This window comes from Ramlibacter sp. (assembly GCF_035655895.1).
GTDB lineage: Bacteria > Pseudomonadota > Gammaproteobacteria > Burkholderiales > Burkholderiaceae_C > Ramlibacter.
In genome coordinates, this window is the sequence record NZ_DASRTN010000006.1 from 167,262 (window position 1) to 193,679 (window position 26,418).

The 26,418-nt window shown below is 69.9% G+C and carries 25 protein-coding genes; 16 read left to right on the forward strand and 9 right to left on the reverse strand.

The features are described from left to right. Positions 1–31 precede the first annotated feature (31 nt). The 11 genes from aspS to VFE82_RS03995 all read left to right on the forward strand — a co-directional run bounded on the left by aspS (position 32) and on the right by VFE82_RS03995 (position 11,077). Positions 32–1,834 (forward strand): aspartate--tRNA ligase, encoded by a 1,803-nt coding sequence (aspS, locus tag VFE82_RS03945; protein WP_324998940.1) that lies wholly within the window; start codon positions 32–34, stop codon positions 1,832–1,834. Between the two features lie 65 nt (positions 1,835–1,899). After that, positions 1,900–2,373: a dihydroneopterin triphosphate diphosphatase gene (nudB, locus tag VFE82_RS03950; RefSeq protein WP_324998941.1), complete on the forward strand. Its 474-nt coding sequence runs from the start codon at positions 1,900–1,902 to the stop codon at positions 2,371–2,373. After that, positions 2,364–3,092, forward strand: coding sequence for an endonuclease/exonuclease/phosphatase family protein (locus tag VFE82_RS03955; RefSeq protein WP_324998942.1), 729 nt, complete (start codon positions 2,364–2,366; stop codon positions 3,090–3,092). The genes nudB and VFE82_RS03955 overlap by 10 nt, the downstream gene beginning before the upstream one ends. A gap of 5 nt (positions 3,093–3,097) precedes the next feature. Beyond that, positions 3,098–4,312, forward strand: coding sequence for a cardiolipin synthase ClsB (gene clsB, locus VFE82_RS03960; protein WP_324998943.1), 1,215 nt, complete (start codon positions 3,098–3,100; stop codon positions 4,310–4,312). Then, positions 4,312–5,355, forward strand: coding sequence for a ligase-associated DNA damage response exonuclease (locus VFE82_RS03965; RefSeq protein WP_324998944.1), 1,044 nt, complete (start codon positions 4,312–4,314; stop codon positions 5,353–5,355). The genes clsB and VFE82_RS03965 overlap by 1 nt, the downstream gene beginning before the upstream one ends. 131 nt (positions 5,356–5,486) lie before the next feature. Next, on the forward strand, positions 5,487–6,713 hold the full coding sequence (locus tag VFE82_RS03970; RefSeq protein ID WP_324998945.1) for a glycosyltransferase: 1,227 nt from the start codon (positions 5,487–5,489) through the stop codon (positions 6,711–6,713). 40 nt (positions 6,714–6,753) lie between these two features. Beyond that, complete coding sequence (locus tag VFE82_RS03975) at positions 6,754–8,478, forward strand: ATP-dependent DNA ligase (RefSeq protein ID WP_324998946.1); 1,725 nt, start codon at positions 6,754–6,756, stop codon at positions 8,476–8,478. A gap of 161 nt (positions 8,479–8,639) precedes the next feature. After that, positions 8,640–9,377, forward strand: a complete 738-nt coding sequence (gene folE / locus VFE82_RS03980; protein WP_324998947.1) for a GTP cyclohydrolase I — start codon at positions 8,640–8,642, stop codon at positions 9,375–9,377. A gap of 1 nt (position 9,378) precedes the next feature. Further along, positions 9,379–9,801, forward strand: coding sequence for a BLUF domain-containing protein (locus VFE82_RS03985; protein ID WP_324998948.1), 423 nt, complete (start codon positions 9,379–9,381; stop codon positions 9,799–9,801). 23 nt (positions 9,802–9,824) lie between these two features. Then, complete coding sequence (locus VFE82_RS03990; RefSeq protein WP_324998949.1) at positions 9,825–10,253, forward strand: acyl-CoA thioesterase; 429 nt, start codon at positions 9,825–9,827, stop codon at positions 10,251–10,253. Next, entirely contained in the window at positions 10,250–11,077 is an 828-nt protein-coding gene (locus tag VFE82_RS03995; RefSeq protein WP_324998950.1) for a DUF429 domain-containing protein, read from the forward strand. Before VFE82_RS03990 ends, VFE82_RS03995 begins: the two co-directional genes overlap by 4 nt. Before the next feature lie 67 nt (positions 11,078–11,144). Here the strand turns inward: VFE82_RS03995 and VFE82_RS04000 are convergent, their stop codons facing one another. Continuing rightward, the gene (locus VFE82_RS04000) at positions 11,145–12,797 is read right to left on the reverse strand and encodes a SulP family inorganic anion transporter (protein WP_324998951.1); all 1,653 of its coding nucleotides are present in this window, start codon (positions 12,795–12,797) and stop codon (positions 11,145–11,147) included. 181 nt (positions 12,798–12,978) lie between these two features. Between VFE82_RS04000 and VFE82_RS04005 the strand changes: the two genes are divergently transcribed. Further along, positions 12,979–15,393: a ligase-associated DNA damage response DEXH box helicase gene (locus tag VFE82_RS04005; protein ID WP_324999899.1), complete on the forward strand. Its 2,415-nt coding sequence runs from the start codon at positions 12,979–12,981 to the stop codon at positions 15,391–15,393. A 123-nt stretch (positions 15,394–15,516) separates the two neighbouring features. Further along, positions 15,517–16,092 carry a BON domain-containing protein gene (locus VFE82_RS04010; protein ID WP_324998952.1) on the forward strand — a complete coding sequence of 192 codons (576 nt, stop codon included), beginning with the start codon at positions 15,517–15,519 and terminating at the stop codon, positions 16,090–16,092. A gap of 45 nt (positions 16,093–16,137) precedes the next feature. Here the strand turns inward: VFE82_RS04010 and VFE82_RS04015 are convergent, their stop codons facing one another. The 6 genes from VFE82_RS04015 to VFE82_RS04040 form a co-directional block, all read right to left on the reverse strand. After that, complete coding sequence (locus VFE82_RS04015) at positions 16,138–17,319, reverse strand: putative zinc-binding peptidase (protein WP_324998953.1); 1,182 nt, start codon at positions 17,317–17,319, stop codon at positions 16,138–16,140. Positions 17,320–17,385: 66 nt separating this feature from the next. Then, positions 17,386–17,703, reverse strand: coding sequence for a BON domain-containing protein (locus VFE82_RS04020; protein WP_324998954.1), 318 nt, complete (start codon positions 17,701–17,703; stop codon positions 17,386–17,388). A gap of 82 nt (positions 17,704–17,785) precedes the next feature. Continuing rightward, a complete protein-coding gene (locus VFE82_RS04025; protein ID WP_324998955.1) occupies positions 17,786–18,265 on the reverse strand; it encodes a hypothetical protein in 480 nt (159 codons plus the stop codon). Beyond that, positions 18,262–18,639 carry a phage holin family protein gene (locus tag VFE82_RS04030; protein ID WP_324998956.1) on the reverse strand — a complete coding sequence of 126 codons (378 nt, stop codon included), beginning with the start codon at positions 18,637–18,639 and terminating at the stop codon, positions 18,262–18,264. The genes VFE82_RS04025 and VFE82_RS04030 overlap by 4 nt, the downstream gene beginning before the upstream one ends. A 16-nt stretch (positions 18,640–18,655) precedes the next feature. After that, positions 18,656–18,952: a hypothetical protein gene (locus VFE82_RS04035; RefSeq protein WP_324998957.1), complete on the reverse strand. Its 297-nt coding sequence runs from the start codon at positions 18,950–18,952 to the stop codon at positions 18,656–18,658. Positions 18,953–19,140: 188 nt separating this feature from the next. Further along, on the reverse strand, positions 19,141–20,502 hold the full coding sequence (locus VFE82_RS04040) for a CHASE3 domain-containing protein (RefSeq protein ID WP_324998958.1): 1,362 nt from the start codon (positions 20,500–20,502) through the stop codon (positions 19,141–19,143). A gap of 116 nt (positions 20,503–20,618) precedes the next feature. Here VFE82_RS04040 and VFE82_RS04045 point away from each other — a divergent pair, with 116 nt between their 5' ends. The 3 genes from VFE82_RS04045 (at position 20,619) to VFE82_RS04055 (ending at position 23,949) form a co-directional block, all read left to right on the forward strand. Beyond that, positions 20,619–21,251, forward strand: coding sequence for a response regulator transcription factor (locus tag VFE82_RS04045; protein WP_324998959.1), 633 nt, complete (start codon positions 20,619–20,621; stop codon positions 21,249–21,251). Positions 21,252–21,701: 450 nt separating this feature from the next. After that, entirely contained in the window at positions 21,702–21,854 is a 153-nt protein-coding gene (locus VFE82_RS04050) for a hypothetical protein (protein WP_324998960.1), read from the forward strand. A gap of 7 nt (positions 21,855–21,861) precedes the next feature. Further along, positions 21,862–23,949 carry an AsmA family protein gene (locus VFE82_RS04055; RefSeq protein ID WP_324998961.1) on the forward strand — a complete coding sequence of 696 codons (2,088 nt, stop codon included), beginning with the start codon at positions 21,862–21,864 and terminating at the stop codon, positions 23,947–23,949. A 3-nt stretch (positions 23,950–23,952) separates the two neighbouring features. Here VFE82_RS04055 and VFE82_RS04060 read toward each other — a convergent pair whose 3' ends face one another. Continuing rightward, positions 23,953–24,711 (reverse strand): molybdopterin-synthase adenylyltransferase MoeB, encoded by a 759-nt coding sequence (locus tag VFE82_RS04060; RefSeq protein WP_324998962.1) that lies wholly within the window; start codon positions 24,709–24,711, stop codon positions 23,953–23,955. Between the two features lie 111 nt (positions 24,712–24,822). Then, complete coding sequence (locus tag VFE82_RS04065) at positions 24,823–26,265, reverse strand: S41 family peptidase (RefSeq protein WP_324998963.1); 1,443 nt, start codon at positions 26,263–26,265, stop codon at positions 24,823–24,825. Positions 26,266–26,418: the final 153 nt, after the last annotated feature.

Genomic DNA, 26,418 nt, shown 5'->3' on the forward strand with positions numbered 1-26,418 from the left:
CGAGAGCGGTCCGTCCTTCCGAGGTTCCCCCATGTCTTCACAAACAATGCGCTCCACCTATTGCGGCCTCGTGACCGAAGCCCTGCTCGGTCAGACGGTGACCCTGTGCGGCTGGGTGAACCGACGCCGCGACCACGGCGGCGTGATCTTCGTGGACCTGCGCGACCGCGAGGGGTATGTGCAGGTGGTGTGCGATCCCGACCGGCCCGAGATGTTCAAGACGGCCGAAGGCCTTCGCAACGAGTTCTGCATCCAGGTCAAGGGCCTGGTGCGCGCACGCCCGGCCGGCACCACCAACGACAACCTCAAGAGCGGCAAGATCGAGGTGCTGTGCCACGAGCTCACCGTGCTGAACCCGTCGGTGACGCCGCCGTTCCAGCTGGACGACGAGAACCTCTCGGAGACCACGCGCCTGATGCACCGCGTGCTGGACCTGCGCCGGCCGTACATGCAGAAGAACCTGATGCTGCGCTACAAGGTGACGATGGAGGTGCGCAAGTTCCTCGACGCCAACGGCTTCATCGACATCGAGACGCCGATGCTCACCAAGAGCACGCCCGAGGGCGCGCGCGACTACTTGGTGCCCAGCCGTGTGCACGACGGCATGTTCTTCGCGCTGCCGCAATCGCCCCAGCTGTTCAAGCAGCTGCTCATGGTGGCCGGCTTCGACCGCTACTACCAGATCACCAAGTGCTTCCGCGACGAGGACCTGCGCGCCGACCGCCAGCCCGAGTTCACCCAGATCGACATCGAGACCTCCTTCATGAACGAGGAGGAGATCCGCACGATGTTCGAGGGCATGATCCGCAGCACCTTCGAGCACGCCATCGGCGTCGCACTGCCGGCCTTCCCGGTGATGAAGCACGCCGACGCCATGCGCCTGTACGGCTCGGACAAGCCGGACCTGCGCGTCAAGCTGGAGTTCACCGAGCTGACCGACGTGATGAAGGACGTGGACTTCAAGGTGTTCTCCGGGCCGGCCAACCAGGCAGACGGCCGCGTCGTGGGCCTGCGGGTGCCCGGCGGCGGCGAGATGAGCCGCGGCGAGATCGATGGCTACACCGAGTTCGTGAAGATCTATGGCGCCAAGGGCCTGGCGTGGATCAAGGTCAACGAGGTCGCCAAGGGCCGTGACGGCCTGCAGTCGCCCATCGTCAAGAACCTGCACGACGCCGCGATCGCCGAGATCGTCAAGCGCACCGGCGCCAAGGACGGCGACCTGATCTTCTTCGGTGCGGACAAGGCCAAGGTGGTGAACGACGCGATCGGCGCACTGCGCGTCAAGGTCGGCCACAGCGAGTTCGGCAAGGCCAAGGGCCTGGTGGAAGGCGAGTGGAAGCCGCTGTGGGTGGTCGACTTCCCGATGTTCGAGTTCGACGACGACGCCCAGCGCTGGAACGCGGTGCACCACCCGTTCACCTCGCCCAAGGATGGCCACGAGGACTGGCTCGAGACCGATCCCGGCCGCTGCGTGGCCAAGGCCTACGACGCCGTGCTCAACGGCATCGAGCTGGGGGGCGGCTCCGTCCGGATCCACCGCGAGGACGTGCAGAGCAAGGTGTTCCGTGCGCTGAAGATCGGCGCGGAGGAGGCGCAGGCGAAATTCGGCTTCCTGCTGGACGCCCTGCAGTACGGCGCGCCCCCGCACGGCGGCATCGCCATCGGCCTGGACCGCTTCGTCATGCTGATGACGGGCGCCGAGAGCCTGCGCGACGTGATCGCCTTCCCCAAGACCCAGCGTGCCCAGGACCTGCTGACCCAGGCGCCGGGCCCGGTGGACGAGAAGCAGCTGCGCGAACTGCACATTCGCCTGCGCAATCCGCAGCCTGCCTGAGGCCACGGCCGCCGCAGCGCGGCGCCGGCGGGCAGAATCAAGGGGCGCCTCGGCGCCCCTTTCTCATGGAGCCTCGCCCCTACAAGATCCCGCAATCGGTGCTGGTGGTCATCCACACGCCGGCCCTGGACGTCCTGCTCATCCGCCGCGCCGATGCGTCCGGCTTCTGGCAGTCGGTGACCGGCAGCAAGGACCACGAAGGCGAAACATTCGCGCAGACGGCCGTGCGCGAGGTGGCCGAGGAGACCGGCATCGACTGCAGCCCCGGCACCCCGCTGCACGCGCAGCTGTGCGACTGGGGGCTCGAGAACGTCTACGAGATCTATCCACGCTGGCGGTCGCGCTACGCGCCCGGCGTCACGCACAACACCGAACACGTGTTCGGGCTGCAGGTGCCGCCGGGAACGCCCGTGCGGCTCGCGCCACGCGAGCACACGGCCTGCCGCTGGCTGCCCTGGCGCGAGGCGGCCGACGCCTGCTTCTCGCCGTCCAACGCCGAAGCGATCCTGTTGCTGCCACAATTTCAACGATGCCCGTGATCCGCGTCGCCACGTACAACATCCACAAGGGCGTGCAGGGGTTCGGGCCCGCGCGGCGTCTCGAGATCCACAACATCGGCCATGCCGTCGAACAGCTCGACGCCGACGTGGTCTGCCTGCAGGAAGTGCGCAAGCTGCACCGCCGCGAGGAACGCTACTTCACCCGCTGGCCCGAGCTGCCGCAGGCCGAGTTCCTCGCCCCCGAGGGCTACGAGGCGGTCTACCAGACCAACGCCACCACGCGGCATGGCGAACATGGCAACGCCCTGCTGTCGCGCTGGCCGGTGGTGTCGCAAGGTCACGAGGACATGTCCGACCACCGTTTCGAGCAGCGCGGGCTGCTGCACGTGCAGCTGATGATCGGCCGGCGCGAGGTGCACGTCATCGTGCTGCACCTGGGGCTGATCGCCGCCAGCCGGCTGCGGCAGGTGGAGCAGCTGGGCCAGTACGTCGACCGCGAGATCCCGCGGCGGGCGCCGCTGGTCGTGGCCGGCGACCTGAACGACTGGGGCGGCAAGCTGCGACCGGCGATGAATGCGCTGGGGCTGCGCGACGCGATCGACGCCCGGGCGCGCACGTACCCGTCGCGCCTGCCGCTCACGCAGCTGGACTACGTGTACGCCCGCGGGCTCAAGCCGCTGGGGCTGGAGATCCCGCGCGGCCGGGTGTGGGGCAAGATGTCCGACCACCTGCCGCTGATCGCCACCCTGGGGCTCTGACGGCCATGGCGCACGGCATCCCACCGCTGCGCACGGGCCATGCCCTTCGGCTGCTCGAAGGCAGCGCCGAGTTCTTTCCGGCGCTGGTCGAGGCCATCGACGCAGCGCGGCGCGAGGTCTGGCTGGAAACCTACATCTTCGACTTCACGGGTGCGAGCGAGGCGGTCGCCGGCGCGCTGGTCGAGGCGGCGCGGCGCGGCGTGCGGGTGCACGTCGTGGTCGACGGCTTCGGCACTCCGGCCGTGCCGCCGGAATGGCGCCGCCGCCTGGTGGCGGCCGGCGTGCAGTGGCGCACCTTCGCGCCGCCGGGCCGCTTCTACGTCGTGACGCCGCGCAGCTGGCGCCGGCTCCACCGCAAGCTGTGCGTGATCGACGGCAACGTCGCGTTCTGCGGGGGCATCAACATCCTGGACGACCTGCACGATCCCAACCACGGGACGCTGCCGGCGCCGCGCCTGGACTTCGCCGTCCGGGTGGCCGGTCCCCTGGTCGTCGACGCCTACGCCACCGTCCTGCACCTGTGGCAGCGCATGCGCACCTTCGAGGACCTGCGCGAAGGCGATCTGGAAGGCGCGATCACCTCGCTGCGCGAGCTTCGCCAGCGGCCGCGTCCGCTGCCGGCCGCGCCCCCGCAGCGCGGCTCGCGCGCAGCCCTGGTGCTGCGCGACAACCTGCGCTTCCGGGCCAGCATCGAGAAGTCGTACCTGCGCGCCATCGGCCGGGCCCGCCAGGAGATCCTGATCGCCAACGCCTACTTCGTGCCGGGCCGGCGCATGCGCGATGCGCTGACCAACGCCGCGCGGCGCGGGGTCCGGGTGGTGCTGCTGCTGCAGGGCCGCTACGAATACTTCATGCAGTACTACGCGGCGCGCCCGGTCTACGGGGCGCTGCTGCGGGCCGGCATCGAGATCCACGAATACTCGCCCAGCTTCCTGCACGCCAAGGTGGCGGTGATCGACGGCACCTGGGCGACGCTGGGGTCGTCCAACCTCGACCCGCTCAGCCTGCTGCTGGCGCGCGAGGCCAACGTGGTCATCGAGGACGCCGGCTTCGCCGCCGCGCTGCGCGCTCGCCTGCTGGACGCCGTGGGCCGGGAAGGGGAGCCGATGCTGGTGTCCCAGTACGACCAGCGTTCGCTGCGCGAGCGCCTGTTCGAGCGCGTGGCCCTTGCGGTGATGCGGCTGGCGCTGGCGGTCCAGGGCAAGAGGAGGTACTGGTGATGGCGGGCGAAGGCGTGGCGCGGCAGGATCTCGTCATCCAGCGGCCGGAGGGCCTGTACTGCCCGCCGGGCGACTTCTACATCGATCCGTGGCGCCCCGTCGCCCGGTCCGTGATCACCCATGCGCACGCCGACCACGCGCGCGTCGGCAACGGGCACTACCTGGCCGCGGCGTCCGCCGAAGGCGTGCTGCGCTCGCGACTCGGTGACATCCGGCTGCAGACCCTGCGCTACGGTGAAGCCATCGAGCACCACGGCGTGCGGGTGTCGCTGCACCCCGCCGGACACGTGCTCGGGTCGGCCCAGGTGCGTCTGGAGCACGGCGGGCAGGTGTGGGTCGCGAGCGGCGACTACAAGGTGGCGCCCGACCGCACCTGCGATCCGTTCGAGCCGGTGCGATGCGACGTGTTCATCACCGAGTCGACCTTCGGCTTGCCGATCTACCGCTGGCGCGCAGACGACGAACTGTTTGCCGACATCAACGGCTGGTGGGCCCGCAACGCGGCGGTGGGGCGGGCCAGCGTGCTGGCCTGCTACAGCTTCGGCAAGGCACAGCGCATCCTCAGCGGCGTGGACCCCACCATCGGCCCGATCATCGTGCACGGCGCCGTCCGCCCGCTGAACGACGCCTACCGTGCGGCCGGCGTGCCCCTTCCCGAGACCCGCCTGGTGACCGAGGTGAAGGACCGCGCCGAGCTTTGCCGCGCGCTCGTGCTCTGTCCGCCGAGCGCGGTGGCCAGCACCTGGCTGCGCCGCTTCGGCGAGAGCAGCACGGCCTTCGCCAGCGGCTGGATGCAGCTGCGCGGCGCGCGCCGCCGGGGCGGCTACGACCGCGGCTTCGTGCTGTCCGACCATGCCGACTGGCCGGGCTTGCTGGGTGCCATCGGCGCGACCGGTGCCGAACGCGTCATCATCACCCACGGCAGCGTGCCCGTGATGGTGCGCTACCTGGCCGAGCGGGGGCTGCGCGCCGAGGGATTCCAGACCGAATACGACGACGCCATCGAGGACGGCGCGCCCGCACCCGCACCGGACGCCTCCTAACGACCTGGTGTTGCAATCGGTTACGAGGCGGGCTCTTTTCCCATGCCTGAGCCTAGACTGCGCCAAGTCCGCATCGGCGGGCGCCACCTGCAGCCACCGGGACCCGACACATGCACGAGTTGAAGAAGAGATTGAAGCCTTGGCTCAAGCGCAAGGCGCTGGGCTGGCGCATGGGCATGGCGACGCCGCAGGCTGGCCTGAGCGGTGCAGCGGCCTGGAAGGCGCACACGCTCGGCCATGGGCCGCGGCCCGTCCACGTCCTGGTGGCGTGCGATGGCGCGTCCTACACCAGCGACCAGCAGTTCGCGCCGATGACGCGGCACCTGAAGGCACTGCGCCGGGAGTTCGGACACGTGCTGCACTTCCGCCCGCTCGACGCGGTGCTGAAGGACAAGGCACCAGACTTCGCCGGGTACGAGGCCGTGTTCTTCAAGTTCACCTTCCGCACGCCACTGGCGCAGGCGCACGAGATCGCTCGGACCCTGCGCCGCCGCGCGGATGCGAGCGGGACGGCGCTGGTGTATTTCGACGGCGACGACGACCAGTGCATTCCGTGGCCAGGCGTGTTGCAGGCCGTGGACCTGTATGTGAAGAAGCATGCCTTCGCCGACCGCAGCGCCTACGAGCGCGGCTATGCAGGCCGCAGCAATCTCACCGACTACGCTGCGCGCACCTTCGGCTTCGACTTCTCGCAAGACCACGTGCCGCAGATCGGCGCGCTGCCGGCACACGATCTGGTCAAGATCAAGGTCGGCTGGAACATCGGCCTGGACGACAAGATCCATGCGCTCTCGAAGAGCCTGGGCACGCCGCCCGACATGGCCCGACGCGATGTCGACGTGATGTGCCGCGCCAGCAATGGCCAGCCAGGGTCGCTGCTCTATGCGGTGCGTGAGCCGGCCAATGCGGCCATCCAGCGGCTGGGTGACCGCTTCAAGGTGCTGGCGCCCACGGCGCCGGTGCCGCAGGACGAGTACTACGGCGAGATGCTGCGCAGCAAGATGTGCGTCTGCCCCTTCGGTTTCGGCGAGCTGTGCTGGCGCGACTTCGAGGCCGCGCTGTGCGGCAGCCTGATCCTCAAACCCGACATGGCACATGTGGAGACCGCTCCCCAGTTGTTCGTGCCCGGGGAAACCTATGTGCCGCTGAAGTGGGACTACTCCGACCTGGAGGAGAAGGTGGCGCACTACGCCGCGCGTCCGCAGGAACTGGAGCGCATCACGCGGGCCGCCCGCCAGGTGGTCCTCGAGTCGCTCACCGAGCGCTGGTTCCTCGACCGCTACCGTGCCGTCGTGGTTCAGGCCCTGGAGCCGCAGCGCGTTGCCGCCGCGGCCCCGGCCAGCGCACTTCCGGGTTGAGCGACACGCGGTCGGACGGCCCTGCCAGGGGCGGACAGGCATGAAGCAGTTCTCCCGCCTGTTCACCGAGCTGGACGCGACCACCTCCACCAATGCCAAGGTGGAGGCGCTGCAGCGCTACTTCGCCCAGGCCGAGCCGGCCGACGCCGCCTGGGCGGTGTACTTCCTGGCGGGGGGCAAGCCGCGCCAGGTGATCAGCATGGGCCTGCTCGCGCAGCTCGCCTGCCAGGAGGCGGGCATCGAGCCCTGGCTGTTCGACGAGTGCTACCAGGCCGTGGGCGACCTGGCCGAGACCATCGCCCACGTGCTTCCCGCCGCGGCGGACACTTCGGGCGTGGGGCTGGCGGAGTGGGTCGAGCAGCGGTTGCTGCCGCTGCGCGGGCTGCCGCCGCAGGAGATCGCCGAGCGCGTGCGCGGCTACTGGCGCGAGCTGGACGACCAGGAGCGCTTCCTCCTCACCAAGCTCGTGGGGGGCGGCTTCCGGGTCGGCGTCAGCAAGCTGCTGGTCCAGCGCGCGCTGGCGGCCCATGGCGGCGTGGATGCCAAGCGGGTCGCCCAGCGCATGATGGGCTACACCGACGGCAAGGTGATGCCCTCGGCCGAGCGCTACGCGGCGCTGGTGGCCCAGGTCGAGGAGGGCGCCTCCGAGCGGGCCGACGACGGCCAGCCTTACCCCTTCTTCCTTGCGCACCAGCTCGACGGGCCCGCCGAGGTGTTCGCGTCCCGGCTGGGCCCGGTGGCCGACTGGCAGGTGGAATGGAAGTACGACGGCATCCGCGGCCAGATCGTCAAGCGCGCCGGTCGGGTGTGGGTGTGGTCGCGCGGCGAGGAACTGGTGACCGAGCGCTTTCCCGAGATCGTGGCCCTGGCACAGGCGTTGCCGGACGGCACGGTGCTCGACGGCGAGATCCTGGTCTGGAAGGACGAGCCGGCCGATCCGCCGGGTACCTGGATCGGCCGCCCCGCGCCCTTTTCCCTGCTGCAGCAGCGCATCGGCCGCAAGACGCTCACGAAGAAAGTGCTGGCGGACGCGCCGGTCACGTTCATGGCCTACGACCTGCTCGAACAGGACGGCCGCGACATCCGTGAACTCGCCCAGCGTGAACGACGCGCCCGGCTGGAGGCGCTGCTGGCCGGCACGCCCTTCAAGCTGTCGCCGATCGAGACCGCGGCCTCCTGGCTGGAATTCGCCGGGCGGCGGGCGCGGTCGCGCGAGCTCGGCGTCGAGGGCTTCATGCTCAAGCGGCTCGACGCGGCCTACGGCACCGGCCGCACCAAGGCCGACGGGCTCTGGTGGAAGTGGAAGATCGACCCGATGACGATCGACTGCGTGCTGGTCTATGCCCAGGCGGGGCACGGTCGGCGCGCCTCGGTCTACACCGACTACACCTTCGCCGTCTGGAGTCGGCCGCCGACCGGGCGGGAGGAGGCCGAGGCGGTGCTGGAGGCGATCGCGCGCAAGGAGCCGCCGCAGCCGGGCGGGCTGCAGCTCGTGGCCTTCGCCAAGGCGTACTCCGGCCTGACGGACGAGGAGTTCCGGCAGGTCGATGCCATCATCCGGCGCTCGACCATCGAGAAGTTCGGGCCGGTGCGCAGCGTCCGGCCATCGCTGGTCTTCGAGCTCGGCTTCGAAGGCATCAACCGCAGCAGCCGCCACAAGAGCGGCATCGCGGTGCGCTTCCCGCGCATGCTGCGCATCCGCTCCGACAAGCCGCTGCACGAGGCCAACACCTTGCAGGACCTGGAGCAACTGCTGGATCCCTAGCCTCGGCGCCGACGCCACGCCGCTCCGGGCCAAACGCCCGCCCGTGCCGCCGGCAGAGCCTTGTCCGCTATGGAATCAGGAGCGCAGCCACCAGCTGGGGCTTCGCATTGCTGGGTTGCCCCTCCGACCTGAGGGCTGGACAGGCGGTGTTACGATTGTCCATGCTCATGAAAGCTGATCCGAACTTGACGGCCCTCCAGCCCGCCGACGAGGGCACCCCCGTGTCGGTGCGGATCCGCGAGCGGCTGCTCGCCGCCCGCAAGCGCTTCCACTCCAACGACAACATCGCCGAGTTCATCGAACCCGGCGAGCTCGAGGGCCTGCTCGACGAGGTCGAGGTGAAGATGCAGGCCGTGCTCGACAGCATGGTCATCGACACCCAGAGCGACCACAACACCGGCGACACCGCGCGGCGGGTCGCCAAGATGTACATCAACGAGGTGTTCCGCGGGCGCTACGTGAAGGCGCCGACGATCACCGAGTTCCCGAACGCCGAACACCTGAACGAGCTGATGATCGTCGGCCCGATCACCGTGCGGTCGGCGTGCAGCCACCATTTCTGCCCGGTCATCGGCAAGGTGTGGATCGGCGTGATGCCCAACGAGCACACCAACGTGATCGGCCTGTCCAAGTACGCGCGCCTGGCCGAGTGGGTCATGGGCCGCCCGCAGATCCAGGAAGAGGCCGTGGTGCAGCTGGCCGACCTGATCATGGAGAAGACCCAGCCGGACGGCCTGGCGATCGTCATGGAGGCCAGCCACTACTGCATGGCCTGGCGCGGCGTGAAGGACATGGACAGCAAGATGATCAACTCGGTCATGCGCGGGGTGTTCCTGAAGGATTCGGCGCTGCGCCGCGAATTCCTGGCGCTGATCCCCAAGCGCGGCAACGGGAACTGACATGCTCGTCCGCCTGCTGTACTGCAGCCGCGCCGTCGACACCAGCCCCGAGGCGATCGAGTCGATCCTGGCCCAGGCGCGCCAGCACAACCCGATCAGCGGCATCACCGGCATCCTCTGCTACGGCGGCGGCATCTTCCTGCAGGCCATCGAAGGCGGCCGCCTGCAGGTGTCGGACCTGTTCGGCCACATCCAGAAGGATGAACGCCACAAGGACGTGGCGCTGCTGCACTACGAAGAGATCTTCGAGCGCCGGTTCGGCGGCTGGACCATGGGCCAAGTCAACCTGAGCAAGCTGAATCACTCGATCCTGCTGAAGTATTCCGAGAAGCCGGAGCTCGACCCGTACGCCGTGTCGGGCCGGGTCTCGCTGGCGCTGCTGGAAGACCTGATGGCCACGGCCGCCATCTGCGGCAGGGTCTGAGCATCGCCGGGCAGGGCAGGGGCATGGCTGCGACGGGCCGTCTGCGCCGCACACTGGAGTGGGGCGACTGCGATCCTGCCGGCATCATCTACTACCCCACCTACTACCGCTGGATGGACGCCGCCAGCTGGGCGCTGATGGCGCTGGCGGGATGGCCGGCGCAGCGCATGCGCGACGAGCACGTCACGTTGCCCCTGGTGTCAGCGCAGTGCGACTTCCTCAGCTCACCCACTTTCGGCGACCACTGCGAGGTGCGCTCGCACATCTCGCGCTGGGGCGGCAGCTCCTTCACGGTCAGCCACGAGATCGTGCTGCTCGGCCCCGAGCGGCCGCTGGCCCGCGGCAGCGAGTCGCGCGTGTGGTGCCGCTACGAGGCGGGGCCGGGCAGCCGGCTGCGCAGTGCGCGGCTGCCCGACGACGTGCGCGCGGCACTCGGCGCGCCGGGTCCGTGACGACGCCGGCCTCGCCGCCGCTGGTCGGCTGCGACTTCACCAGCAGCCCGACGCGACGCAAGCCCATCGTCCTGGCAACGGGCCACGCCGTGCAGGAGCGCGTGGTACTGGAGCGCCTGCACAAGCTCGACAGCCTGGCGGATTTCGGCCACTGGCTCGGGTCGCCCACGCCCTGGATCGGTGGTTTCGATGTGCCGTTCGGGCTGCCGCGCGAACTGGTCGAGCACCTGGGCTGGCCCACGGACTGGCGGGACTGCATGCGGCACTATGCGGGCCTGTCGCGCGAGGAGATCCGCCGCACCTTCGCGGCGTTCTGCGACGCGCGGCCGGCCGGGCAGAAGTTCGCGCACCGCCGGTTCGACCGGCTGGCCGGCTCCAGCTCCTCGATGAAATGGGTCAATCCGCCCGTGGCGTACATGCTGCACGCGGCCGTGCCGCTGCTGCTGGCCGCGGGGGTGCACCTTCCCGGGCTGCACGACGGCGACCCGCAGCGCGTCGCGCTGGAGGCCTATCCCGGCCTGCTCGCCCGCGAGCTCATCGGCCGGCGCAGCTACAAGAACGACGACCGCAGCAAGCAGACGCCCGAGCGGCTGATCGCCCGCAAGGACGTGGTCACCGCCCTGGAGGCGGGCCGCACGCGCCTGGGCCTGCGCCTGAAGGTGAGCCACGCGCAGCGCGACGCGCTGGTGGAGGACGCGAGCGGCGACGCGCTCGATGCCGTGCTGTGCCTCATGCAGGCCGCGTGGGCGTGGCGACAGGGGGCGCCCCGCTACGGCCTGCCCGTCGGGCTCGATCCGCTCGAGGGCTGGATCGTCAGCGCCTAGCCGGGCGCCCGGCGGCCGCCACCGCGGGCGGCCACTCCCCGTCGGCCGTTGCCCAGTTCGGTCGCCTTCAGGGGCTGAGCCGCCCGAACGCCAGCAGCGCCTCGACGTCGGTGCGGTACAGCCGCAGCAGCGGCCCGTCCTCCAGCTCGCCCGACTTGCGCAGCACCTTCTCCACCGGCAGCTTGATGCCCACGATGTGCAGTGTGATGCCGCGCCCGTGGAGCAGGCGCCGCAGCGCGCCGAACATCTCGACGCCGGTGGCGTCGATCCGGTTGATGGGCTGCGCGAACAGGCACACGTGCCGGGTGTTGGGATGCGCGGCCAGGTGTTCGACGACAGCACGCTCGAGCGCGGTGGCGGAGGCGAAATCGAGCTCCGCGTCCATGCGCAGCGCATAGGTCTGGGGCGCGATCGGCGCCAGCGTCCACAGGTGGCGGTCGCGCAGGCTGCCGTCCGGGTGCAGCCCCACCTCGATGATGCGGGGGTGCAGCCGCAGGTAGAGGAAGTGCGCCAGCACGATCACCACGCCGGTCAGCACGCCCCAGTAGATCCTCGGGGCCGACAGCACGGTGACCGCGAAGGTCACGGCGGCCGTGATCGCCTCGACCCGGTCGACCTGCCACAAGGTGCGGAACACCTTGGGCTTGATCAGCCCCATGACCGCCGCCACCACCACGGCGGAGAGCGCCGCCGTCGGCACGTGGTAGAGCGCCGGGGTGAGGAACAGCAGCACCAGCAGCACGATCGCTGCGGAGGCGACGGTCGCCCAGCCGGTGCGGGCACCCGCATAGAGCGTGATCGCCGAGCGCGAGAACGAGGTGCTCGTGGGGAAGCTGCCGGAGAACGCGGATGCCAGCTTGCCCACCCCCTGGCCGATCAGGTCCTGGTTGGCGTCCCAGCGCCGCCCGTCCCGCTGGCTCTCGATCTTGGCGCTCGACGCCATCTCCATCGAGCTGACCAGCGCCAGCACGAGCGAAGGGGCCACCAGCGCGCCCAGCACGTCCCAGGCGGGGAGGGCGGGCCAGTAGAACCCCGGCAGGCCTGCCGGCAGCGCGCCCACGACATGCCCCCGGCCGGCATAGCCGGTGGCGGCGCTCAGGACGGCCACCGCGGCCAGCACCAGCAGCACCATCGGCACCTTGGGCAGCTTGCGCTTGCCGAACTCGAAGAGGGCCACGCAGACCAGGCCGTAGGCGAGCCCCTCGAGGTCGAACCGGGGGCCGTGCAGCAGGCTGGAGAGCGGCCCCTGCAGTCCGAGCAGCTGCGGCAGCTGCGACGCGATGATCAGCACCGCGGCCGCCTGGCTGAAGCCGGTGAGCACCGGCGAGCTCACCAGGTTCAGCATCCAGGCGGCGCCACCGGCGCCCACGGCCAGCTGCATCAGGCCGGACAGCAGGGCGAGCCAGACCGCCAGCGCCACCCATTGCGCGCTCCCTGGGGGAGCCATGCCGACCAGCGACGCCCCCACCAGCACGCTGCTGAGGGCGGAGGGCCCGACCGACAGGCGCGTGGAGCTGGAGAACAGCACCGCGGCCAGCATCGGCAGGAAGGTGGCGTACAGGCCGGTCACCAGCGGCATGCCTGCCAGGCCGGCATAGGCCACCGACTGCGGGATCATCACGACGGCGACCGTGAGGGCCGCGGCGACCTCGCCGCGCAAGAGCGCCGCGTCGGGTCGCGGCCAGCGGAGGAAGGGTAACCAGCGCGACAGGCTCGACATGCCCCGAGCTTAAGCGAGGGCGCGGGCGTCGCAGGCGGCAGTGCGGCGGCAATGCGACAGGTCGCGGGACCCCACGGGGACAGCGGCGCGCCGACAATCGTGAGCGACGATGGCTCGCAACGCAGACGTGGAAGGTGTCCCGGACGGGAGCGACAGCCTGGCGGCGCCCGGCCAGCGCTGGATGGCCGCGCGCGGCTGGACACCCTTTGCCTTCCAGCAGCAGGTGTGGCGCGCGATCGCGCAGGGACGCAGCGGCATGCTGCATGCCACGACCGGCGCCGGCAAGACCTACGCCGTGTGGCTCGGCATGCTCGACATGCTGCTGGCGCGCCATCCGCCGGGTCGTGGCGCCGAGCCGCTGCGGGCGATCTGGCTCACGCCGATGCGGGCGCTCGCCGCCGACACCACGCGGGCGCTCACCGCGCCCCTGCGCGACCTGGCACCGGCGTGGACGATCGGCCAGCGCACCGGTGACACCGCCAGTGCCGAGCGTGCCCGCCAGGACCGGCGCTTCCCGACGGTGCTGGTCACCACGCCGGAGTCCCTGAGCCTGATGCTCACGCGCGAGCACGCTCGCCAGGAACTCCAGTCGGTCGAATTCGTCGTGGTCGACGAATGGCACGAGCTGATCGGGAGCAAGCGGGGGGTGCAGGCGCAACTCGCCCTGGCGCGGCTGCGGCGTTTCCATCCCGCGCTGGTCACCTGGGGACTGAGCGCGACGCTCGGCAATCTCGAGGAGGCGATGGAGATCCTGTGCGGTCCTCAGCGGCGGCCGCGGCCGCTGCTGGTGCGCGGCAGGATCGACAAGACCCTGGTGATCGACACGCTGATTCCGCCCGATCCGGGCAAGTACTCCTGGGCCGGCCACCTGGGCGCGCGGATGCAGGCGCCCGTGGTGGAGGAGATCGCCCAGGCCGGCCCGACGCTGGTCTTCACCAATGTCCGGTCGCAGGCCGAGATCTGGTACCAGCTGCTGCTGCAGGCCAGGCCGGACTGGGCGGGCGAGATCGCGCTGCACCACGGGTCGCTGGATCGTTCGACCCGCGAGTGGGTCGAGCTCGGCTTGAAGGAAGGGCGCCTGCGCGCCGTCGTGGCCACGTCCTCGCTCGACCTCGGGGTGGACTTCCTGCCGGTGGAGCGGGTGCTGCAGATCGGCTCGGCCAAGGGCGTGGCGCGGATCATGCAGCGCGCCGGCCGCAGCGGTCATGCGCCCGGCCGCGCCAGCCGGCTCACGCTGGTGCCGACCCACACGATGGAGCTGATCGAGGCGGCCGCGGCGCGCGTCGCTGCCGCCGAGGGCCGGGTCGAACGGCGCGAAGCGCCGGCCAAGCCGCTGGACGTGCTGGTGCAGCACCTCGTCACCATCGCGCTCGGCGGTGGATTCGAGGCGGATGCGCTCTACGAGGAAGTGCGCTCGGCCTGGTCGTATCGCGACCTCACGCGCGAGGAGTTCGACTGGGCGCTGGCGTTCTGCGAACGCGGCGGCGAGAGCCTCTCGGCCTACCCCGACTACCACCGCATCCGGCAGGACGAGGCGGGCGTGTGGCGCGTGCCCGACCGCGGCATCGCCCGGCGGCACCGGCTGTCCGTCGGCACGATCGTCAGCGATGCGTCGATGCAGGTGAAATACCTCAGCGGCGGCAACATCGGCACGATCGAGGAAGGTTTCATCGCGCGGCTGCGCAAGGGCGACTGCTTCTATTTCGCGGGACGGCTGCTCGAATTCGTGCGGGTGCAGGACATGGCCGCCTACGTGCGCAAGGCCACCCGCACCAAGGGCACGGTGCCGACGTGGCAGGGCAGCAAGATGGCGCTGTCCACCGAGCTTGGCGACGCGGTGCTGGAGATGATGCAGGCGGCGTCCCGGGGCGAGTACGCCCATCCCGAACTGGAGGCCGCACGGCCCATGCTGGAGACGCAGGCACGGCTGTCCCGCATCCCGACGCCGGACACCATCCTGGTGGAGACCTACCGCTCGCGCGAGGGGCAGCACCTGTACGTGCATCCGTTCGCCGGCCGCCACGTGCACCTGGGGCTGGCCAGCCTGCTGGCATGGCGCCTCGCGCGCGAGCGCCCCAACACGTTCAGCATCTCGGTCAACGACTACGGATTCGAGCTGGTGAGCGCCGAGGCGTTCGACCTTGCGCCGGTGGCCGACGGATCGGTCTTCTCCGGCGACGACCTGCTGCACGACGTGCTGGCGTCGCTCAATTCCTCGGAGCTCGCGCAGCGCCGCTTCCGCGAGATCGCGCGCGTGGCGGGACTCATCTTCACGGGCTACCCCGGCCAGCCCAAGAGCATGCGGCAGCTGCAGGCCTCCAGCGGCCTGTTCTACGAGGTCTTTCGCAAGTACGACCAGGGCAACCTGCTGCTGAACCAGGCCGAGCGCGAGGTGCTCAGCCAGGAGCTCGAGCTGTCCCGACTGCGGGCGACGCTGGAGCGCATCGCACGACGGCGACTGGAACTGGTCCACCTGCGCCACCCGAGTCCGATGAGCCTTCCGCTGATGGTCGAACGCTTTCGCGAGAAGCTCTCGACAGAGTCCTTGTCGACACGGCTCGATCGCATCCTGCGGGACATCGAAGGGGACGGCTGAGCCGCGCGCGACGGGTCCTACAGGGACACGCGCCGGCGGCCGCTGCATGCCCGGCCGGTGCGTTCCTAGAGTGGCTGCAGGCGGGGCGTGGAGCCCCGTTCCATTTTTCGGAAAGGAAAGAAGATGCAGCCTGCCAACCGACACCGCGTCCTGGGCGCGTCCACGCTGCTGCTGGCCCTGGCGCTGGGTGCCTGCGGGGAGCGCAGCGACGGCGAGACCGTGGGCCAGAAGCTCGATGGGGCCGTCGCCCGGACCGGGGAGGTCGCGCGCGACGCCGGCCAGGAGGCGCGCGAAGCGACCGCGACCGCACGCGACACCGGACGCGACAAGACCGCCGAGCTGGGTGCCGCGGTGCGCGAGAAGACCGCCGAACTCGGAAGCACCACCCGAGAGGCCACCGCGCGCGCCGGCGACTCAGCCCGCAGTGCGACGGCCGACGTGCGGACCTCGGTGATGGGCGCGGCCGGGACGGCCGGCGTCAAGGTGGACGACGCGCAGATCACGGCCCGCGTGAATGCGAGCCTGATGGGCGACAAGGACCTGAAGGCCACCCGCATCGACGTGGACACCCGCGACGGGGTGGTCACGCTGACCGGACCTGTGCCCAGCGCGTCGGCCAAGGCACGGGCCGACGAGATCGCCAAGAACATCCGCGACGTGAAGTCGGTCAACAACCAGCTGACCGTCAGCTCCAGTTGACGCGTGGATCGCCTCCGGCGCTTGCTCGCGCGCCGGAGGGCTTCGTCAGGCCCCTGCTGGCACCGGCTCGGGCGTCTGCATGGCGGGACCGCTGGTGTCGTCCTGCTCCGGCTTGCCGCCGTCTGGCTGCTCGCGGTGGTCATGGATCACCTGGTGGATGAACCGCAGCTTCTCGAGCGCGACCGGGGTGAGCGCAAAGGGATAGGCGTCCTCCTGGCCCAGGCTCCGGTTGAGGCTGTTCACCAGCAGCGTCACCGGCACCCACTGTTCCACCAGCCTGTCGAAGTCGGGCTCGCTGCGCTCGAAGGGATCGTCGACCTCGACTTCGGCGGCGTCATCCGGCGCCGGCGTGCCGCCGCCGCCAGGGATCTCCACCTTGGTGTTGTACGAGGCCGCCGTCTCCAGCAGATCCACCATGTGCAGGTAGTGGGCCCAGGTCTCGGCCCAGTCCTCCCACGGGTGCGAGGTCGCGTAGGCGCTGACGAAGCTGTTCTTCCAGTCGGCCGGCGCTCCGTTCGCGTAATGCCGCTGCAGGCTCTCGCCGTAGTCGACCGACTCGTCGCCGAAGACCCGACGGAACTCGTCGACCCGACCACCCTCGTCGATCAGGCGGTCCCAGTAGTAGTGGCCCGATTCGTGGCGCAGATGGCCCAGCAGCGTCCGGTACGGCTCGTGCAGCTGGACGCGCCGCTTGACCCGTTCGGCGTCGTCGGCTTCCGCGATGTTCAGGGTGATGAGACCGTTGGCATGGCCGGTCATGACCATGTGGCCAGGGGTGTCGGCCAGGAACTCGAAGACCGGGCCGTCGCGCTCGCCGTTGGGCGGGTCCACCGAGACCAGGCCCAGATGGGCGAGCGTGTAGAACAGACGTCGCTTGGCGACCTCGATGCGGTACCAGCGCTCCACGTTCTCGGGCACCGAGAGATCGGGCAGGACGCGGGTCTGGCGGCACGAGACGCAGTACTCGTTGGGATCGTTCGCCGGCACGGCGAAGTTGCAGGCCTGGTGGTCGGTGTGGTTGCGGCACAGCCGGTACTGCCAGTGCGCGGGCCGCCGGCGGTGCGCCGCCTTGCGCTGCCACAGCCCGGGGGCTGCCCCCTCGGCCGGCTCGATCGCGCAGAGCGCGAGCCGGTGCGGCAGGAAGGCGAGGGCGCTGCCGCACTGGAGGCATCGGACGTTCTCGAAGAACAGGGGGTGACCGCAGTGGTCGCAGCGGAATGTTTTCATGGGAAATGCGCCCCGGCCCCGTCCGGATCGGACGTGGCCGGGGCGCCCTCGGAATGGATGTTCAGATCAGGGACGGACCATCAGGTCGTTCTTGACGTCTCGCACGCCCTTCGTGTTGCGCGCGAGGTATTCGGCCTGGGTTTTCTCGGCGCTGGACTTGGCGAAACCCGAGAGCTGGACGGTGCCGTTCAGCGTCTGCACCTTGATGGCAGCCGCATCGACGGTCTTGTCCTCGACGAACTTGGCCTTCACCGCGGTGGTGATGGTGGTGTCGTCGACGTAGGAGCCGGCGGTCTGCTGGCCGCGCACGACGGCGCAGCCGGTGCCGGCGAGCGTGGCACCCGCGAGGGCGGCGATGGCGATGGCGCGTGCGTACTTGTTCATGGTGTTCTCCTTGTATCCCTGTTCATTGGTGCGGTTGCATGAGGTCCGCCGGCTGGCCGCACCTTCCAGCCGCGGTCGTGGTTCATTCCTCGACGGGGGGGTCGTCCTTGGGGTTGTGCGAGGAGGACAGCGCGGACATCACCAGGCCCGCCACCTGGGGCGACTTCGCCAGTGCCACGACCACACCGGTCACCGAGATCAGCTTCCAGGGCCGCAGCATGAAGAGCACGGCTCCCGCGGCAGCCGCGATGCCCAGGTAGGCCAGCGGCTTGCGGCGCGCGTAGGAGGCCAGGGCAGGACGCGCCAGGTCCACCGCGACATGCGCCGGGTGGTAGCGCCACCAGGCTTCCACCTGGTCGCGGGCCTGGGACATCCAGCCGCCGCCGCCGCCGCCCCCGACATCCCGCTGCACGGCGTCGGCCTGGATCCGGTCGGCTTGCGCCTGCGTGGTGCTGGCGTCGAGTTGGTCGGGGTCGCGTCCGTGACGCCGCTGGTCCCTGCGGTGGATGTGTTCGAGGATCGCCAGCCGCGTGCGTTCGACCCGGTCGGACCCGGTGCTCACGGGCGCCCTCCCAGGGTGCGCAGGGCCTGGGCATCGGCGTCGAGCTGCGCGCGCAGCTCGGCGAAGGCGCGGCCGGGAAGCTGCTTGCGCGCCATCCCGAACGCCGCGCCGGCAATGGCCAGCGGCACCAGCGGCACCAGCACCAGGGCCCAGTGGAAGCTTTGCACGGCGCCCAGCATGAAGGCGACGCCGGCCAGGATCAGGAACACCAGCGCGCAGACCCCGCACACCGCCCAGGCGATCGCCCGCTTCTTCACCTCGGTGCCAACGGTGGACGCCTCCTCCTGCACGAGGGAAGCGTAGCCGGCGACGTGGTCCATGACCAGCTCCGGCCGGCTGACCAGCACCGAGAAGATGGGATGCACGAGGGCCATGGCGCGCCTGCCCCGATCAGTAGTAGTAACGGTTGCGACGGCTGCGGGCCACCATCACGATCGCGGCGACCGCGGCGCCGACCGCGGCGGCGATCAGCGCGGACTTGACCGGTTGTTCGGTGACATAGCGGCCGGTGAGCCCCGCGTAGCGGCCCAGGCGTTCCTGCGCGACGCTGGCGGTGTCGCCCACGGCGTTCAGGCTCTTGCTCGCCAGGTCCTGCACGCCCAGGCGCAGGTCGCGCACCTTCTCCATGGCGTCGTCGGCGAGCGACTGGGTGGAGGTTCCGGCACGGAACGATTTGCTGTTGGCCATCAGATGTCCTCTCTCGTGTTGGTGCGCCCCGATGCGAGCGCGGCACCGTGGGTTGGCGCGTTTGTCGACTGCGCTACGCGGACAAGCGTACGTGGCCGGCTCGGCCGTGGCTGATCGGCCGCAAGCGTGATCGGATGTCGGTGCGCGGGGTGGGGCCGCGTAGGAGCGGGCTGACGGCTGAACCGGAATCAGGCGGCCGGAAGCTGCGAAGGCAACACGGCGGTGATGCGGGTGCCGCGCCCCGGTTCGGATGCCACCATCAGTCGGCCACCGGCCGTTTCGACCCGGTGGCGCATGCCGGCCAGCCCGTGCGTGGTCGGACGGGCGCCGGCCGGGTCGAAGCCGTTGCCGTCGTCCGTCACCGTCACTTCCACGTGGTTCTCGTAGCGGTGGACGGCCACCTCGACGTGCCGGGCTTCGGCGTACTTGGCGACGTTGGTCAGCGCTTCCTGGACCAGCCTGTAGACGGTCAGCTGGTGCGCTTCGTCGAGGTCGACCGGCTCGAGGTTGGTGGCCACGTCCACGCCGGAGCGCTCCGAGAACTCCCGACCCAGGATCTCGAGCGACGCGGTCAGCCCCAGGTTCGACAGCGAGGACGGCCTCAGGTCCTCGATGATGCGGCGTTTCAGCGCGATGCCGCTGTTGAGGGTCTCGGTCAGGTGCTGCAGCCGCTGTCCGATATCCTCCGGGGGCGGCGTGCCCAGGCGGGACTTCAGCCGCGCCACGTCGAGCTTGGCCGCCGTGAGCAGGGCGCCGAGTTCGTCGTGCAGTTCCCGCGCCAGGTGCCCGCGTTCGTCCTCGCGCACCTGCTGCAGGTGGGTGGCCAGTTCGGCCAGCGTGGCGGTGCGATCGCGCACCTGCAGCTCCAGCTGGTCGCGTTCCTGTTGCAGCGCCTGCTGCTGCCGCTCGCCAGCCTGCTCGAGGCGGCCGGACTGGCGCAGGTACAGCCAGAACGCCACCAGGGCGGCCACCCCGGTGAGCGCGATCCCGATGCGCGAGAGCAGCAGCGAGTGGCGAACCTGGGCCTGGCTGGCCTCGATCCGCGTGGCAGCCGACTCCAGCAGCCGCATCGACTGCAGCCGGATCGCGTCCATGTGCTCCTTGCCGACGTCCGTCATGAGCACGAACTTCCAGGCATCCTCGTTGCCCTGCTTGCGCATGCGCACCGACAGTTCCATCTCGGCCAGCTTGCGTTCCACGTTGCGGCCGAGCTCGGCGAGCGCGACGGCATCCTGGGGGGTGCGCTGCGGCTCCTGGCGCAGACCTTCGAGCACGGTGCCGATCCTGGTCACCGCGGCGTCGTACGGTTCCAGGTAGCGCGGGTCGCCGGTGAGCAGGAAGCCGCGGGAGCCGGTCTCGGCATCCAGGATGTGCTGCAGCAGTCTGTTGAGGCGGCTGCGGGTCTCGAATTCGCGTGCCACACTGTCGAGGGCCGCTGTCGAGCGCTCATGGCCGGCCTCGTTGATGCCGATGAGCGTGAGGGCAGCCAGAACGGCCAGTAAAAGGCTGAGCGCCTTCTTCGGCAGCCGGCCGCCAGTGGCGAAGTTCACGGCCTGCGGCCCCGTGAACCAGGAAAATCCGAAATAATCATGGCTGAAGGGTAGGCCATTTCCATTCCAAGTTGGGCCACAATGGTCCGACGGACAGGCACTCGAAAGCGAAACACATGATCAAAGTCGGCATTGTGGATGACCATGCCATCGTTCGGTCGGGACTCAAGCAGTTCTTCTCCGAGCAGGTGGATCTGCGCGTGGTGGGCGAAGCCGCGAGTGGCCGCGAGGCCATCGACCTGGTCCGCACCACGGAGCTCGATGTGCTGGTGATGGACCTGTCGATGCCGGGCCAGAGCGGCATCGACGCGCTGGGCATGATCCGAGCGAAGGCGCCCGACGTCGGCATCCTGATCCTCTCGGGCTACCCGGAGGAGCACTATGCGATGAACCTGATCCGCCAGGGCGCCAGCGGCTACCTGAACAAGGAGTGCGAGCCGATGGAGATCGTCAACGCGATCCGCACCATCGCCCTCGGACGCCGCTACATCTCGCCCGCCGTCGCCGAACTGCTGGCCCAGCAGCTCAACCGCAAGGAAGGCGGTGCGCCGCACGAGCAGCTGTCCGAGCGCGAGTTCCAGGTCTTCCTGAAGCTGGCCAAGGGCGAGACTGCGGGCGACATCGCCAAGGCGCTGTCGCTCTCCGTCAAGACCGTGAGCACCTACCGCACGCGCCTGATGGAGAAGATGAGCCTGGCTTCCAACAGCGACCTGACCTGCTACGCGCTGAAGAACAAGCTGATCGACTGATCGGCCGCATCCCACCCGAGCAGCCCCCTCGCTGCTCTGCGCGCTGCAGAGACATCGCATCCTGCAGCGCGCCCTCTCCTCGAGGCGGCGCTGGCACGATGCATCCCATCCTGCGCTCCACCCCCGCCGTCTTCCCCCCGCTCTCAGGCTCCTGCCGCTGCGACCTTCGCCGGTCGGCCGCCGACCATCGGTGCCTGGATGCGCCCTGCTGGCAGGCGAGCGGGCCCGGCAAAAAAGGCTCCGAGCAGGGCCCTGCCTTGCTGGCGCTCCCCAGCCATCACCTTCCCGCGGGCGATCGCAGGAGCGGGCTGTTTCGCCCGTGGCTCCCGTCGGCATGGCGGCAGGCCGCTTGTAGGCACCTGCCGACAGGAGCTGACGCACGGCACTGACCGGGCAACATTTGTTCACCCCCCAGACTCGGCCGAAACACGAAACCTCCAGCAGCCGGCCATGAAACTCGTCCTCGATACGCTGATGATCTTCTTCGGCACGCTGGTTGCGGCCGGGCTCGTGGCGCTGGGCGAGCCAGTCGACGGCGCCACCGCCCAGCACGTCGCGCCGGCGTCGGTCGCGTCCACCATCCAGCCCACCACGTCACGCTGACCGACCCATGGCCGACGCAGCAGTCCACCCGGCGAAGCGCTTGCCCTGGTGGGCCAAGCTTCTGGCTGCGATCGTGCTGGTGCTCGCTGCGCTGATGCTGCTGGTCGCCCTGTTCCCCTGGGACGTGCTGCGCGGGCCGATCAACCGGTACGTCAGCGAGAAGACCGGCCGCCATTTCGAGATCACGCGCCGCCTGGACGTGAAGGTCGGCCGCACGACGCGCGTGCTGATGGACGGCATCGAATTCGCCAACCCCGACTGGGCCCGGGACCGGCACCTGGTCAAGGCCGATGCCGCCGAAGTCGACGTGCGCCTGTGGCCGCTGCTGCGCCGCCGCATCGAGCTGCCGCTGATCCGGCTCACGCGACCCCAGCTGGGGATGCAGATCGAGCCGGATGGCCGCAAGACCTGGGCCCTGGGAGGCGACACCAAGGACGAGAGCAACGTGCCGGACATCGGGGCTCTGGTGGTCGACCAGGGCACGCTGCACTACGTGGCCAGCGCACAAGGCGCCGACGTGCGGGTGGACTTCGCGATGGACCGTGCCACCGCCAACGCGGGGGCGGCTGCCGGCACGCCGGCCATGCCGCTGCAGTTCCAGGCACGCGGCACCTGGCAGGAGCAGGCCTTCACCGCCCAGGGCAGGACAGGCGACGTGCTGTACCTGAGCGCGCCACTGCAGCAGCCTTTCCCGGCCGAAGTGCAGCTCGCCGCGGGCAACACCCGGCTCGAGGCCCGCGGAGCCGTCTCGAGCCTGGCGACGCTCGATGGTGCGAACGTCGACTTCCGCCTGCAGGGGAACAACCTGGGCGACCTGTACAAGCTGGTCGGCGTGTCGCTGCCCGACACGCCGAAGTACGCGATGGGGGGCCAGCTCGCGAAGGAGGGGAACCTCTGGCGCGCGCGCCGCATCGACGCGCGCCTGGGCCGCACGGACATCACGGGCGAGCTCGCCTTCGACCAGTCGGCCAAGGTGCCGGCGCTCAGCGGACAACTGAAGTCCCGCATGCTGGATTTCGAGGATCTCGCGCCGCTGATCGGCCTGCGCGACGACCCGAAGGGGCGGTCGGCCGCCGCCACGCAGAAGGTCGCAGATGCCGGCACACCGGCCGCCAAGAAGGACCGCAAGGACAAGGCGCCCAAGGACCCGAACCGCAAGGTCCTGCCGAATGCGCCGCTGGACGTCAGCCGGATCAAGAGCATGAATGCCGACGTGCAGGTGGAAGCCGCCAAGGTCGTCAATGCCAAGGGGCTGCCGCTGGACAGCATGCGCACCCATGTGCGGCTCGCCGATGGGGTGCTGCGACTCGATCCACTCGACCTGGGCGTGGCGGGCGGGCGGCTGGCCGGCCAGATCCGCATCGATGCGAATGCGAATCCGGCAACCGCCCAGACGCGGCTCGACGCGCGCTCCCTGGAACTCAGCAAGCTCGTTCCTGCGTCGCAGTCCATGCGCAACAGCTTCGGCAAGCTCCAGGCACAGATCGAACTGACCACCCGCGGCGGTTCGGTGGCCCAGATGCTGGGGAACGCCGACGGGAACGTCGCGCTGCTCATGGGGCGCGGGGAGATCAGCAACATCCTGCTGGAGTTCGCCGGCCTGGATGGCGGCGAGGTGCTGAAGTTCTTCGTCGAAGGCGACCGGCGGGTGGAGGTGCGGTGCGCCGCGACCGCCTTCAACGTCGAGAAGGGCGTCATGACCTCGCGTGCACTGCTGCTGGACACCGACGACACCGTGTTCTGGGGCAACGCCAGGATCGACCTCGGCCGCGAAGCGATGGACGTGGTGATCAAGCCGCAGCCCAAGGACACCAGCATCCTGAGCCTGCGTTCGCCGTTGAAGGTGGGCGGCACCTTCGGCGCGCCCGAGGTGGGCCTGGACAAGGGCTCGCTGGCCGGCCGCGCGCTGGCCGCCGTGGCCCTGGGCGCGGTGAATCCGCTGCTGGCGCTGGCCGCGACCATCGAGACCGGGCCGGGGCAGGACGCGGACTGCGTGGGCACGCTGCGCCAGGCCGCAGCGCCCGCCAGCAACGGCAAGCCCACCGAGGAAGACCGTCAGCGCATGGGCGCAGCACCGGCTGCGCCGCGACGTTGATCCTCAGTGCCGACTGCGGCCCGAGCAGACCGGGCAGGCGGCCAGCCGGGGCGTGCGCAGGCGGGTCCACTCCATGCCGCGTGCATCCAGCAGCAGCAGCACCCCGGCGAGCCCGGGCCCGATGCCGGCCAGCAGCTTCAGCGCCTCGGCCGCCTGCATCGAACCGATGATGCCCACCAGCGGCGCGAACACGCCCAGCGTCGCGCAGCGTGTCTCCTCCGGCGCGCTGTCGGCGGGAAAGACGCAGGCATAGCAGGGCGACTGCGGATCCCGCGGGTCGTACACGGCCAGCTGTCCGTCCAGGCGGATCGCTGCCCCCGACACCAGGGGCCTGCCATGCTGCACGCAGGCGGCGTTGACGGCCTGGCGGGTGGCGAAGTTGTCGCAGCAGTCGATCACGACGTCGTGCCGGGCGACCAGCGCGTCGAGCAGGGCCGCATCGGCCTTTGCGTCCACCGTGTCCACCTGCACGCCCGGATTGAGGGCGGCGATGGCCTGCCGCGCGGATTCGACCTTGGGAAGCCCCACCCGGGCCATGGCGTGCGCGATCTGGCGCTGCAGGTTGGTGACGTCCACCCGGTCGTGGTCGACCAGGGTGATGTGGCCCACGCCCGCCGTGCCGAGGTACAGCGCGACCGGTGATCCCAGCCCACCGGCACCGATCACCAGCGCGCGTCCGGCCGCGAGGCGCTCCTGGCCCTCGACGCCGATCTCCTCGAGCAGGATGTGGCGCGAGTAGCGCAGCAGGTCGTCATCGGTCATGGGCCGCGATTGTGGGCCACAAGAACGAAGCCAGCCCGGAGGCTGGCTTTGCTGCATCCGGCCGGCGCTCGTCCGGCCTGGTGGGAACAGGGGCGGCGCAGGCCGCCGCGATCACTGTTCCTTCTTCTCGTTCTTGTTCTCGATGACCTGGGTCTTGCTTACCAGCACCGGCCGGCCCTTGAGCTGGTTCAGCGCCTGCACCAGCTGGAAGTCCTTCTCGGGCGTGCCGAACTCAGGGGTCTTGCGCTCGGACACCGGCTTGCGGGCCTCTTCCTCGGCCCGCTTGCGGGCCTCCTCGCGCAGCTTCTCGCGCGCGGGGTCCTTGACTTCCGGACCCTGGCCGCTGCCCAGGTGCTTTTCCAGGTCGGCTTCCCGCGTGCGCAGCAGCGACAGCAGGTTGCCTTCCTCGCTCTCGTCGACCAGCACGTCCGGCACGATGCCGCGCGCCTGGATCGACTTGCCGCTGGGGGTGTAGTAGCGGGCCGTGGTGAGCTTCAGCCCCGTGTCGGGGCCGAGCGGGCGCACCGTCTGCACCGAACCCTTGCCGAACGTCTGGCTGCCCAGGATGGCGGCGCGCTTGTGGTCCTGCAGGGCGCCAGCCACGATCTCGCTGGCGGACGCCGATCCTTCGTTGACCAGCACCACCAGCGGCACCGTCTTGATGCCGGCCGGCAGGCGGCGCAGGGGATCGGAGCCGGAGCGGCGCTGGTAGAACTCGGGCGAGGCCTTGTAGACGAACTTGCTCTCGGCCAGCTGGCCATTGGTGGAGACCACCGTCACGTTCTCGGGCAGGAAGGCCGCGGAGATGGCCACGGCCGCGTCGAGCAGGCCGCCCGGGTCGTTGCGCAGGTCCAGCACCATGCCCTTGAGGTTGGGCTCGGCACGGTAGATCTCCTCGACCTTGCGCACGAAGTCATCGACGGTGCGCTCCTGGAACTGCGACAGGCGGATCCAGCCATAGCCCGGCTCGATCACCTTGCCCTTGACCGACTGGGTCTTGATCTCCTCGCGGGTGATCGTGACCGGGAAGGTGCGGCTCTCCTCCTTGCGGAAGATGGTGAGCGTGACCTTGGTCTGGGGCTCGCCGCGCATGCGCTTGACCGCGTCGGACAGCGTCAGGCCCTTGACGACGGTGTCGTCGATCTTGGTGATCAGGTCGTTGGGTTTCAGGCCCGCCCGGTAGGCCGGCGAGCCCTCGATCGGCGAGACCACCTTCACCAGGCCGTCTTCCTGGGAGATCTCGATGCCCACGCCGACGAAGCGGCCGGAGGTGCCTTCGCGGAATTCCTTGAAGGACTTCTTGTCGAAATACTGCGAATGCGGATCGAGGCTGGACACCATGCCGGAGATGGCGTCGGAGATGAGCTTGCGCTCGTCGACCGGCTCCACGTAGTCGCTCTTGACCATGCCGAACACGGCGGCCAGCTGCTGGAGTTCCTCGAGCGGCAGCGGGGCCAGGGAGCCACGGGCGACGGTTTGCAGCGAGACCGTGGTCAGGGCGCCGGCCAGCGCGCCCACCGAAATCCAGCCGGCGATCTTCAGTTTGTGGCTCATGGGGAAAGTCAAGTCCTCTCGCGCAGTCAATATACACCTGAGAACATGCTCAGACGCGTCGGAGGGAGCGTGGTTCCGGAAGAGCGTGCCGGGCCGTGCGAAATCGCCGGACTTTACAAGCCGTTCGCAAGCCGGGCGGTGCCGGCCAGCGGA